Raw genomic sequence first — 11,514 nt, 5'->3', positions numbered from 1 at the left:
CTGCTCAACGACTGGTCGGCCCGCGATATCCAGCGCTGGGAGATGACGCCGCTGGGGCCGTTCCTGAGCAAGAGCTTCAGCACCACGGTCTCGCCCTGGGTGGTCACCGCCGATGCGCTGCGGCCGTTCCGGGTGCCGGCGATGGTCCGGCCGGACGGCGACCCGGCGCCGCTGGACTACCTGATGGACGGCCGTGACCAGGAGGCGGGCGGGCTGGACGTCGAGCTGACGGTCCGGCTCTCCACCGCCCGGATGCGGGCGGAAGGGCAGGGGCCGGTCACCATCATCACCTCGAACGCCCGGCACCTCTACTGGACCCCGGCGCAGATGGTGGCGCATCACAGCTCCGGCGGCTGCAACCTGCTGCCGGGGGACCTGCTGGGCACCGGCACCATCTCCGGCCCCACCCGGGCGCAGCTCAGCAGCCTGCTGGAGCTGACCATGGGCGGGCGCGAGCCGGTGACGCTGCCGAATGGCGAGCAGCGCGGCTTCCTGGAGGATGGCGACGAGATCACTTTCACCGCCCGGTGCCGGCGCGACGGCTTCATGCCGATCGGCTTCGGCGCCTGCACCGGCACCATCGTTCCCTGACTGCGAGACCGGATATGCCCAAGCTCATCGACATCTCGATCCCGCTCGAGAACGACGTCCCGGCCGACCCGCCGTTCCAGAAGGTTTCGATCACCTATCGCGCCCATGAGGAGACGGCACGCGACCTCGCCTTCGTCTTTCCCGGCCTGAAGCCCGAGCAGCTGCCCGACGGCATGGGCTGGGCGGTGGAGACGGTGGCGATCTCGACCCACAACGGCACGCATCTCGACGCGCCCTGGCACTACCACCCGACGATGGATGGCGGGAAGCGCGCCATCACCATCGACGAAGTGCCGCTGGAATGGTGCTTCCAGCCCGGCGTGAAGCTGGATTTCCGGCACCTGCCGGACGGCCACATCGTCACCCCGGCCGAGATCGACGCCGAGCTGGAGCGGATCGGCCATGTGCTGAAGCCGCTGGAGATCGTGCTGGTCAACACCGCCGCAGGCGCCCGCTACGGTCAGGCCGATTATGTCGACAGCGGCTGCGGCATGGGCCGCGACGCGACGCTGCACCTGCTGCAACAGGGCGTACGCCTGGTCGGCACCGATGGCTGGAGCTGGGATGCGCCGTTCAGCCACACGGCGCGGCGGTTCAAGGAGACCGGCGACGCCTCGCTGATCTGGGAGGGCCACAAGGCCGGCCGCGACATCGGCTACTGCCACCTGGAGAAGCTGCACAACCTGGAGGCGCTGCCCGCCACCGGCTTCACCGTCAGCTGCTTCCCGGTGAAGATCCGTGCCGCCTCGGCCGGCTGGACCAGGGCGGTGGCGATCCTGCCGGATTAGGCCGGATCGGTTCGGGCCGTCAGGCCCCCGCCTGCGCCGCCACGAGATCGCGGAACCAGCGCTGGGCGGGGTGGGCGTCGTTGCGGCGATGCCAGGACAGCACGAACGGGATCGACGGCAGGTCGAGCGGCGGGGCCAGCAGGCTGAGGGCGCCGGCATGGCCGGAGGCGGCGACCACGCCCTGCATCAGCGTCGCGATCATGTCGGACTGCGCCACGACGCCCGGCGCTGCATACAGCTGCGGCAGGGTCAGGCCGAGCCTGCGCTTGAGGCCCCGCTTCGCCAGCGCGGCATCGACGACGCCGAACTGCTCGTTTTCGGGCGACACCAGCAGATGCGACAGCGCCAGGAAGCGGTCGAGGTCGAGCGGCCGGCCGGCCGCAGGATGGCCGCGGCGCAGCACGCAGACGAAGCGCTCCTCGAACAGCGGGCGGGACAGGATGCGGCCGGCCGGCGGGGCCGGCACGCCGATCGTCGCATCGGCCTCGCCGGCATCCAGCACCCGGACCGCATCATCCCGTGCCGTGAAGCTGCGCACCCGCAGCAGGACACCGGGTGCCGCCGCCTGCAGCGCGATCACCAGGCGCGGCAGCAGCAGGAAGGCCGGGTGATCCGACAGGCCGAGGGTGAAGGTCGTCGTCGACGCGGCCGGGTCGAAGCCCCGGGTGAAGTCCAGCGTGCGCTGGATCTGCGCCAAGGCGCCGGACAGGGGCTCGGCCAGGTCGAGCGCACGCGGCGTGGGCTGCAGGCCTTGGGGGCCGCGCACGAACAGATCGTCCCGCAGCAGGGCGCGCAGCCGGGCCAGCGCGGCGCTCATCGCGGGCTGGGTCCGGCCGATGCGGGTGCCGGCGCGGGTGACGCTGCGCTCCGCCATCAAGGCGTCGAAGGCGACGAGCAGGTTCAGGTCGATGCCATGAAGATCCATGGCATGAATGATCTCATATCCAGATCATCGATTTCAAATATGATGGTCCATCTCCCAAGTCTTGCTCGCCGGGATCGCCCGGCCAACCCAGAGCGAGAATGGACGCAAGATGAACCAGGACCAGAGCAGGCCGGCGGCCGGGCTGACGGCGGAAGACCGGCACGCGGTCGAGACCTTGTATCGCGCCTTCGCCGATCATGACCCAGACCTGCTGGACGAGGCGGTCACCCCGGACTGGCTGGACATTCCGCCGGCGCCGGGGCAGGGGCCCGGGCCGGATGGGCTGAAGCCGGTGATCCGGGCCTTCCTGAAGGCCTTTCCCGATCTCGACGTCACGATCGAGGACATGTTCGGCCGTGACGGCCGGGCCGGGGTGCGGGCACAGATCACGGGAACCCATCGCGGCGAATGGTTCGGCATCGCGCCGACCGGGCGGCGGGTGACGGTGGCGCTGCACGATTTCCATCATCTTCGGGATGGCCGGATCAGCCATACCTGGCATCTCGAGGACTGGTTCGGGATGCTGCAGCAGGTCGGCGCCTGGCCGTCGGTGGCGTCCGAGACGGAGGCCGGGCGATGAAGGCGGCCCGCATCCATGCGTATGGCGGCCTTTCCGGCGTCGTGATCGAGGATGTGCCGGTGCCGGAGGTCGGGCCCGACGAAGTGCTGATCCGGGTGGCGGCGGCCAGCGTCAACCCGCTGGACCTCAAGCTGATCGGCGGCGGGCTCGATGCCTATTTCCCGCTGGCCTTCCCCTATGCGCTGGGCACCGACCTCGCCGGCACCGTCGAGCGGGCCGGACCGCTGGCGGCGCGCTGGCGCCCGGGCGACCGGGTGATCGCCCGGCCGGATCCGGTGCGTGGCGGCGCCTTCGCCGAATTCGCCGTCGTGCCCGCGGCCAAGATCGCCCCGGCCCCGACGACCCTGCCGCTGACCACGGCGGCCGGCCTGCCCACCGCGGCGGGGACGGCCTGGCAGGCGCTGTTCGAAACCGCCCATCTGAAGGCGGGCCAGACCGTGCTGATCCATGCCGGGGCCGGCGGCGTCGGCAGCGCCGCGGTGCAACTGGCGCGGATCGCCGGCGCCAGGGTCGTCGCCACCGCGTCCGGCGCCAATGCCGAGCTGCTGCATCGGCTCGGCGCCACCCAGGTCATCGACTATCGGACCGAGGTTTTTGCCGCGCAGCTCCGCGATGTCGACCTCGTGCTCGACACCGTCGGCGGCGAAACCCAGCACCGCTCCTTCGCCGTGCTGCGGCCGGGCGGGGTGCTGGCCAGCATCGTGTCGCCGCCGGACGAGGCGCTGGCGCGGGCGCATGGCGTCTCCGCCCCCTTCGTCTTTCACCAGACCGACGCCACCCGCCTCGGCCTGGCGGTCGGGCTGTGCGATGCCGGGTCGTTGACGGTGGTGGTGGATCGCGAGCATTCGCTCGGAGAGCTGGCCGCGGCGCTCGACCATGTCGCCTCCGGCCATGCCCGCGGGAAGGTGCTGCTCAGGCCGGCCTGATCCGGATGGTCAGCCCACCAGCAGGCTGCGCATCACCGCGGCGGTCGCGATCGCCGCGGCGACGTCCTCGTCGTCGTCCCCGTCCTCGACATGCCACAGCGCGGAGAGGACGGCCTGAGCGAAGGACCAGCGCAGGATGCGCTGCTCGGGCAGGTCCAGCGTCTCCGCGAGGATCCGCACCCGGCGGGCGATGTGCCGGGGATCGTTGTACAGATCCTCGGCGCCGCCCGGATTGCGCAGGCCGGCGCCGGTCTCATAGGCCAGCTCGCCGATCACGCCCTTGGGGTCGATCACCAGCCAGCCGCGGTCGCCGCCGTCCAGCACGTTCTCGTGATGCAGGTCGCCATGCAGCAGGAAGCGCCGGCCCTGGCTGGCGCAGAGGTCCATGAACTCGGTCTCGGCGCGGTCCAGCAGCGCGGGCGGGATCTCGGAGTGGGGTTCGCCGGCGCGATAGCGGGCGAAGGCGCGGCCCCAATCCTCCACCGTCGGCCAGGGGCCGGGCGGCGGGTCGTCCCGGTGCAGGTCCGCTATCACGCCGCACAGGATGCGGACGGCCTCGTCGTCGCGGCCGGCCAGCACGGTCCCGGTCAGCTCCGTCCCCGGCAGCGCCCGCTCCAGCAGCACGGCGTTCTGCTCGTGCCCCAGCACGCGGACGGCGCTGCGGCCCCGGTAATGCGCCAGCATCACCGGGCCAAGCATTTCGTCGCTGTTCGGCTTCAGCACCTTCAGCACCGCCCTGGTATCGCCGCGGCGGACGAAGGCGACATGGGCACCGTTGCGCTCGATCGCCTCGCCGTCGGGCTCCAGCTCCCAGCGGTCGAGCCACAGCTCGATCGGCGACAAGGCGCTGCTCATCAGGCGGGTTTCCACTCCAGCATCGCTTCCAGCACCCGGCGCAGCACGGCCTTCAGCGGCTGGGCCCGCTCCGCCTGGTAGGTGAAGGGCGGATCCTCGTCCATGTAGTGGCGCTGGGCCAGCTCCATCTGCAGCGCGTGCACGTTCCGCTGCGGCTGGCCGTAATGGCGGGTGATGATGCCGCCGCGGAACCGCCCGTCGACCACATGGCTGAAGCCCTCGGCCGTGCGGCAGATCTCGGCGATCCGCTCCTTCAGGACCGGCGCCGCCGTGGCGCCGCCATTGCTGCCGAGGTTCAGGTCGGGCAGCACCCCGTCGAACAGCCGCGGCACCACCGAGCGGATCGAATGCGCGTCATACAGCAGGGCGTAGCCGTGCTGCGCCTTGATGCGCTCCAGCTCCGCCGCCAGGGCGGCGTGATAGGGCTTCCAAACCGTCTCGACCCGCCGGACGATCTCGGCCGCGTCCGGCTCCTCGCCCGACCGGTACAGCGGCCGGCCGTCGAAATCGATGGTCGAGCACAGTCCGGTGGTGGCCTGGCCGGGATACAGGCTCTGGTCGTCCGCCGGGCGGTTCAGGTCGACGACATAGCGCGACTGCACCGCCTGGAGGATGCTGACGCCCAGCCCCTCGGCGAAGTCGTACAGCCGGTCGAGATGCCAGTCGGTGTCGCGCAGCAGCAGCCCCTCCGGCGTGAAGCGCGCCCGGATGGCATCCGGCACGCCGGTGCCGACGTGCGGGATGCTCAGCAGCAGCGGCGCGGTGCCGCGGTGAAGGCGGAAGGCGTCCATCATCGGGTCTCCGCGACGGTGCTCGGCAGCAGACCGGGCACATAGGGCAGGAAGGTCCCGGCGCGAACCAGGGTCTTCGCGACCTCAAGGTCCGGGGCGAAGTAGCGATCGACATCCCAGGCCTTTACCCGGGCGCGGATCACCACCATCGCCGCCTCGATCCGCTCGGCGCTGCGCAACGGCCGGTGGAAGTCTATGCCCTGGGCCGCGGCCAGCAGCTCGACCCCGACGATCACGGAGGTGTTCTCGGCCATGTCGGCCAGGCGCCGTCCGGCATGGGTCGCCATCGACACATGGTCCTCCTGGTTCGCCGAGGTCGGCAGGCTGTCGACCGAGCTCGGATGCGCCAGGCTCTTGTTCTCGCTGGCCAGGGCGGCCGCGGTGACATGGGCGATCATGAAGCCGGAATTGACGCCCGGGTCGGACACCAGGAAGGGCGGCAGGCCGGACAGGTTGCTGTCGGTCAGGAGCGCGATGCGCCGTTCCGACATCGCGCCGATCTCGGCGATCACCAGCGCCAGGTTGTCGGCGGCGAATGCCACCGGCTCGGCATGGAAGTTGCCGCCGGAAATGACGTCGCCGGTCTCCGGGAACACCAGCGGGTTATCGGACACGGCATTGGCCTCGATCTCCAGGATCCGGGCCGCGTGGCGGATCTGGTCGAGGCAGGCGCCCATCACCTGCGGCTGGCAGCGCAGGGAGTAGGGGTCCTGCACCCGGTCGTCATTCTCGACATGCGAGGCGCGGATGGCGCTGTGGTCGAGCAGGCCGCGCAGCGTCGCCGCCACCTCGATCTGGCCCTGCTGGCCGCGCCATTCATGGATGCGGGCATCGAAGGGCGCGTCCGAGGCGCGGGCGGCGTCGACCGACATGGCGCCGGCGACAAGACCGGCGGCGAACACCTCCTCCGCCGCGAACAGGCCGAACAGGGCGAGCGCGGTGGAGACCTGGGTGCCGTTCAGCAGGGCCAGGCCCTCCTTCGGCGCCAGGATCAGCGGGTCGAGGCCGATCTGGCGCAGCGCGTCGGCGGCCGGCCAGCGCTTGCCCTTGAGCCGGATCTCGCCCTCGCCCAGCAGCGCGGCCGAGAGATGGGCGAGGGGGGCGAGGTCGCCCGACGCGCCGACCGAGCCCTTGGCCGGGATGCAGGGATAGGCGCGGGCATCGAGCAGCGCCTGCAGCGCCTCGATCACCACCCAGCGCACGCCGGACCGGCCGCGGGCCAGCCCGTTGAGCTTGAGCGCCAGGATCAGCCGGACAATGGCGTCGTCCAGCAGCGGACCGGTGCCGGTGGCGTGCGACAGCACCAGGTTGGTCTGCAGCTGCTGCAGCCGGTCGGTCGGAATCCGGGTCTGGGCCAGCTTGCCGAAGCCGGTGTTGACGCCATAGGCGGTGCGGTTCTCGTCGACGATCGCGGCGACGGCGGCGGCGCCGGCCTCGATCTCCGGCCGGCAGGCCGGGTCGAGGCGCAGGGCATCGTCGGTGCGGGCGATGGCGCGGAGCTGCGGCAGCGTCAGCCGGCCGGCGGTGAAGATGATGTCGGCCATGTCAGTAGAGGTGATTCCGGTAGGAGTTTTCGAGCCTGGCATCGGCCTGTTCGGTGTCGACGCCCTTGATCTGGTCGGACAGGATCTTGCCCAGGGTCGGGAAGCTGCCGCGTTCGATCTGCACCGCCGGGTCCCACAGGCGGGACCGTATCAGCGCCTTGCCGCAATGGAAGTACAGCTGGTCGACCGTGACCCGCAGGGCCGAGGTCGGGACCTTGCCGTCGACCGCCATCGGCTGCAGCACCGCCGGGTTGGTGGTGATCGCGGCGCCGCCATTGACCCGCAGCGTCTCGTTGACGCCGGGGACGAAGAACACCAGCCCGACCTTCGGGTTCTCGACCACGTTCGACAGGCTGTCGCACAGGTTGTTGCCGCGCCGGTCGGGGATCAGCAGGGTTTTCTCGTCGGCCACGGTGACGAAGCCGGGCGCGTCGCCGCGGGGCGAGGCATCGGCGCTGCCATCCGCCCCTGCCGTGGCGATCACCAGGAAGGGCGACAGGCCGATGAAGGCGCGGGCGTGCCGGTCGATCCGGTTCAATACCTTGTTCCGGACCAGCTCGCTCGGCTCGGCGTAGCGGCTGCGCAGCCCGGCCTGGTCCCGGACGATCTCCTCGGCGCGAACGATCCCGTCATCCATGCGTGTCCTCCAGCATCGGCAGCTTCAGGCCCTGTTCCCGGGCACAGTCGCGGGCGATGTCGTAGCCCGCATCGGCATGACGCATGACGCCGGTTCCGGGGTCGTTGGTCAACACCCGCTCCAGCCGCCGCGCCGCTTCCGGGGTGCCGTCGGCGACGATCACCATGCCGGCATGCTGGCTGTAGCCCATGCCGACGCCGCCGCCGTGATGCAGGCTGACCCAGGTGGCGCCCGAGGCGGTGTTCAGGAGCGCGTTCAGCAGCGGCCAGTCGGACACCGCGTCCGACCCGTCCTGCATCGCCTCGGTCTCGCGGTTCGGGCTGGCGACCGAGCCGCTGTCGAGATGGTCGCGGCCGATCACGATCGGCGCCTTCAGCTCGCCCCTGGCCACCATCTCGTTGAAGGCGAGGCCCAGGCGGTGGCGCTGACCGAGACCGACCCAGCAGATCCGCGCCGGCAGGCCCTGGAAGGCGATGCGCTCGCGCGCCATGTCCAGCCAGTTGTGCAGATGTGGGTCGTCGGGGATCAGCTCCTTCACCCGCTGGTCGGTCCGGTAGATGTCCTCAGGGTCGCCGGACAGGGCGGCCCAGCGGAACGGGCCGATGCCGCGGCAGAACAGCGGGCGGATATAGGCCGGGACGAAGCCGGGGAAATCGAAGGCGTTCTCGACGCCGACATCCTGCGCCATCTGGCGGATGTTGTTGCCGTAGTCGAGCGTCGGGATGCCCATGGCGTGGAACTCCAGCATCGCCCGGACATGCGCCGCCATGCTCTCCTTCGCCGCGCGGACCACGCCCTCGGGGTCGGTCAGGCGGCGGGATTCAGCCTCGGCCCAGCTCCAGCCCGCCGGCAGGTAGCCGTTCAACGGGTCATGCGCCGAGGTCTGGTCGGTCACCGCGTCCGGGCGCCAGGACGGGTCGGCCTTGGCGCGGCGCACGATCTCCGGGAAGATCTCGGCAGCGTTGCCGAGCAGGCCGACGGACACCGCCTTGCCCTGGGCCTTGGCTTCGCGGACGATCGCCATCGCCTCGTCCAGGCTCTCGGCCTTGCGGTCGACATAGCGGGTGGCGAGGCGGCGCTCGATCCGGCCGGCCTGGCATTCGACCGCGATCATCGAGGCGCCGGCCATGGTCGCGGCCAGCGGCTGCGCCCCGCCCATGCCGCCCAGACCCCCGGTCAGGATCCAGCGGCCCTTCAGGTCGCCGTTGTAGTGCTGGCGGCCGACCTCGGCGAAGGTCTCGTAGGTCCCCTGCACGATGCCCTGGCTGCCGATATAGATCCAGGAGCCGGCCGTCATCTGGCCGTACATCATCAGGCCCTTGGCCTCGAGCTCGCGGAAATGCTCCCAGGTCGCCCAGTGCGGCACCAGGTTGGAGTTGGCAATCAGGACGCGGGGCGCGTCGGTGTGGGTGCGGAACACGCCGACCGGCTTGCCGGACTGGACCAGCAGCGTCTCGTCCGGCGCCAGGTCCTTCAGGCTGCGGACGATGGTGTCGAAGGACTGCCAGTTGCGGGCCGCCTTGCCGATGCCGCCATAGACCACCAGCTCGTCCGGATTCTCGGCCACGTCGGGGTCGAGGTTGTTCATCAGCATCCGCATGGCGGCTTCGGTCTGCCAGGTCCGGCAGCTCAGCTCCGGCCCGTGCGGCGCCCGGATGACACGGCGGTTGGTGGCGGTCGTCACGGCAAGCCTCCCTTGGCTGAATTAGTATAGGGTTGTATATACAAGTGGCGCGATGACGACAAGAGCCTCATGATGACGCCCGAGGAACCGTGATGGACGCCCGCCGATGACGCTGCTGCTCGACGAGCCGCTGCCGCTGTACCGCAAGATCAAGGCCATGATCCTGCGCTCGATCGAGACCGGGGAATGGCCGGAGAACGGGCGAGTGCCGTCGGAGAACGAGCTGGTGAAATCGCTCGGCATCAGCCGGATGACGATCCACCGGGCGCTGCGCGAGCTGACCGAGGCCGGGGTGCTGGTGCGGGTGCAGGGCGTCGGCACCTTCGTCGCCGGGGCCAAGCCCGAGGCGCCGCTGATGGAGATCCGCAGCATCGCCGACGACGTGCGCGCCCGCGGCCATGCCCACAGCGCCACCGTGATCCTGTTGCGCTCCGAAGCGGCGACGGCCGAGACGGCGGCGCGGCTGGAGGTGGCGGAGGGCACCGCCATTGCTCATTCGGTGCTGATCCACCATGAGGACAGCGTGCCGATCCTGCTGGAGGACCGGCTGGTGCGGCTCGATTCCGCGCCGCACTACCTGGCGCAGGATTTCACCCGGATCACGCCGCATGACTACCTGATGCAGGCGGCGCCGATGCCCGACGGCGAGCATGTGGTCGAGGCGGTGCTGGCCGAGCCTTGGGAGCGCGAGCACCTCAGGATCGGCCGGCATGAGCCCTGCCTGCTGATCCATCGCCGCACCTGGGCGGCGGGCCGGCTGGTCAGCGTGGCCCGCCTGCTGTTCCCCGGCTCGCGCTACCGCATCGGCGGGCGCTTCACCAGCCGGCCGGCGCCAGGATAGGGGCGTCCCTGATGAGCACCCGCCGTTCGATCTCGCGATCGAGCCGGGCGGCGAGCGCGTCGCTGACCCTGGTCATCGGCAGCCGGACCTCCGGGCTGTCGATCAGGCGGGTTCGCCACAGCCAATGCTTGATCGGCGCCGGGCTCGGTTCGGCGAACAGCAGCCGCGGCAGTTCGGATAGATCGCGCCAGGCGGCGAGGGCGCCCGGTTGGTCGCCGGCCAGCAGCCGGGCACGGATCGCGGCGAAGGCCTCGGTCTCGACATGGGCCGAGGCCAGGATGCCGCCGTCGGCGCCCTGGGTCAGGGCGGTGTAGAGCAGCGCGTCCTCGCCGGTCAGCACCGAGAAGCCGGCCGGCCGGTCGCGCAGCAGCTCGAAGGACTGGCGGGCATCGGCGCAGCAATCCTTGACCCCGACGATGCTCGGCCGCTCGGCCAGCCGCAGCATGGCCTCGTTGCCCAGGTTGACGCCGGTCCGGTAGGGGATGTTGTAGATCAGGATCGGCCGGTCGGTGGCATCGGCCAAAGCGGCGAAGTGGCGCTCCAGCCCCTCCTGCGACGGGCGGACATAATAGGGGCAGGCGATCAGGTATCCCTGGACCGGCCAGGCGGAGGTGCGGCCGAGCTCCTTCGCCAGCTTGCGCGTGTCGGCGCCGGACAGGCCGAGATACAGGGGCCGCGTCCACTCCTCGGCGGCGATCGCGACCAGGCGCTCGGTCTCATCGGTGTCGAGCGTCATGCCCTCGCCGGTGGTGGCGGCGAGGATCAGGCCGTCGACCGGGCCGGCGCTGTAATGCCGGAGCATCCGGCGCAGCGAGGCCTCATCGAGCGCGCCGTCGCGGAACGGCGTGATCAGCGGCAGCCAGAGGCCGGTCGGGGCGGGGAGGGGCATGGTTCGTCTCCTGGGTGAGGCCGGAGACGGGGAGGGCGCAGAGACGACAAGACCCCGTCGGAACCGGCGGGGTCTGGTGGATCCTCAAAGCGCGCGGCGGGTTACCGCGGGCAGCGATCTCCGGTCCCCGCGAGCGGGGCTTTTTTGGCTTTCGCGACGAGGGGGCGGCCGGAGGTCATGGCCGGACAGTCGCCTGCCGCCGGCGCGGCTGTCAAGCCGGCATCTCCCAGGTCCGGAACCAGGCCTCGACCGGGCCGAGATCGAACGGCGCCTCGCCCTCGCGGCCGATCGGGAGGAGAGGGCGGATCGCCCGCCAGGGATCGCGCAGGCCGCGGCCCAGCCCGTCCACCGGCAGGTCGCGGCGGGCGATCGCCCAGGCGGCGACCGCGGCCTCCACCGCCACCGCGGTCCAGGCGGCGTCGAGCTGGCGCTCGGTCTCCTCGACCGCGAAGGGCGCCATGCC

Annotated in this window: 13 protein-coding genes; 5 read left to right on the top strand and 8 right to left on the bottom strand. The window is 71.0% G+C overall.

Features of this window, described 5'->3' with window-relative positions:
* The coding region (locus P409_RS14085; protein WP_034837550.1) for a fumarylacetoacetate hydrolase family protein at window positions 1-591 on the top strand (591 nt) is incomplete at its 5' end.
* Window positions 592-605: 14 nt separating this feature from the next.
* The gene (locus tag P409_RS14080; protein ID WP_034837547.1) at window positions 606-1,379 is read left to right on the top strand and encodes a cyclase family protein; all 774 of its coding nucleotides are present in this window, start codon (window positions 606-608) and stop codon (window positions 1,377-1,379) included.
* Window positions 1,380-1,398: 19 nt separating this feature from the next.
* Here P409_RS14080 and P409_RS14075 read toward each other — a convergent pair whose 3' ends face one another.
* A complete protein-coding gene (locus P409_RS14075; RefSeq protein WP_034837544.1) occupies window positions 1,399-2,304 on the bottom strand; it encodes a LysR family transcriptional regulator in 906 nt (301 codons plus the stop codon).
* A 109-nt stretch (window positions 2,305-2,413) separates the two neighbouring features.
* On the opposite strand from P409_RS14075, the gene P409_RS14070 reads away from it, so the two are divergent.
* Both P409_RS14070 and P409_RS14065 read left to right on the top strand, forming a co-directional pair.
* A complete protein-coding gene (locus tag P409_RS14070) occupies window positions 2,414-2,884 on the top strand; it encodes an ester cyclase (RefSeq protein ID WP_034837542.1) in 471 nt (156 codons plus the stop codon).
* Entirely contained in the window at window positions 2,881-3,810 is a 930-nt protein-coding gene (locus tag P409_RS14065; RefSeq protein ID WP_034837540.1) for an NADP-dependent oxidoreductase, read from the top strand. Before P409_RS14070 ends, P409_RS14065 begins: the two co-directional genes overlap by 4 nt.
* 9 nt (window positions 3,811-3,819) lie before the next feature.
* Here the strand turns inward: P409_RS14065 and P409_RS14060 are convergent, their stop codons facing one another.
* The 5 genes from P409_RS14060 to hutU are packed head-to-tail and all read right to left on the bottom strand — an operon-like array spanning window position 3,820 to window position 9,321.
* The gene (locus P409_RS14060) at window positions 3,820-4,665 is read right to left on the bottom strand and encodes an aminoglycoside phosphotransferase family protein (protein ID WP_052120604.1); all 846 of its coding nucleotides are present in this window, start codon (window positions 4,663-4,665) and stop codon (window positions 3,820-3,822) included.
* Window positions 4,665-5,459 carry an N-formylglutamate deformylase gene (gene hutG, locus P409_RS14055; RefSeq protein ID WP_034837536.1) on the bottom strand — a complete coding sequence of 265 codons (795 nt, stop codon included), beginning with the start codon at window positions 5,457-5,459 and terminating at the stop codon, window positions 4,665-4,667. Before hutG ends, P409_RS14060 begins: the two co-directional genes overlap by 1 nt.
* On the bottom strand, window positions 5,456-7,000 hold the full coding sequence (gene hutH / locus P409_RS14050; protein ID WP_034837533.1) for a histidine ammonia-lyase: 1,545 nt from the start codon (window positions 6,998-7,000) through the stop codon (window positions 5,456-5,458). The genes hutG and hutH overlap by 4 nt, the downstream gene beginning before the upstream one ends.
* Window position 7,001: 1 nt before the next feature.
* On the bottom strand, window positions 7,002-7,637 hold the full coding sequence (locus P409_RS14045) for a pyridoxamine 5'-phosphate oxidase family protein (protein WP_052120602.1): 636 nt from the start codon (window positions 7,635-7,637) through the stop codon (window positions 7,002-7,004).
* Window positions 7,630-9,321 carry a urocanate hydratase gene (hutU, locus tag P409_RS14040; RefSeq protein ID WP_034837530.1) on the bottom strand — a complete coding sequence of 564 codons (1,692 nt, stop codon included), beginning with the start codon at window positions 9,319-9,321 and terminating at the stop codon, window positions 7,630-7,632. Before hutU ends, P409_RS14045 begins: the two co-directional genes overlap by 8 nt.
* A 106-nt stretch (window positions 9,322-9,427) precedes the next feature.
* On the opposite strand from hutU, the gene hutC reads away from it, so the two are divergent.
* Complete coding sequence (gene hutC, locus P409_RS14035; protein ID WP_034837528.1) at window positions 9,428-10,162, top strand: histidine utilization repressor; 735 nt, start codon at window positions 9,428-9,430, stop codon at window positions 10,160-10,162.
* Here the strand turns inward: hutC and P409_RS14030 are convergent.
* Window positions 10,137-11,051, bottom strand: a complete 915-nt coding sequence (locus tag P409_RS14030) for a 4-hydroxy-tetrahydrodipicolinate synthase family protein (RefSeq protein ID WP_034837526.1) — start codon at window positions 11,049-11,051, stop codon at window positions 10,137-10,139. The two genes, hutC and P409_RS14030, sit on opposite strands and share 26 nt — an antisense overlap.
* A 211-nt stretch (window positions 11,052-11,262) precedes the next feature.
* Window positions 11,263-11,514, bottom strand: a 252-nt coding sequence (locus P409_RS38885; RefSeq protein ID WP_034837523.1) for a hypothetical protein, incomplete at its 5' end; no start/stop codon positions are given.

It is taken from the genome of Inquilinus limosus MP06, from assembly GCF_000767795.1.
GTDB classification, from domain to species: Bacteria; Pseudomonadota; Alphaproteobacteria; order DSM-16000; family Inquilinaceae; genus Inquilinus; species Inquilinus limosus_E.
The sequence above is the reverse complement of the archived record's forward strand: the minus strand, read 5'-3'. Positions and strand labels throughout refer to the sequence as shown.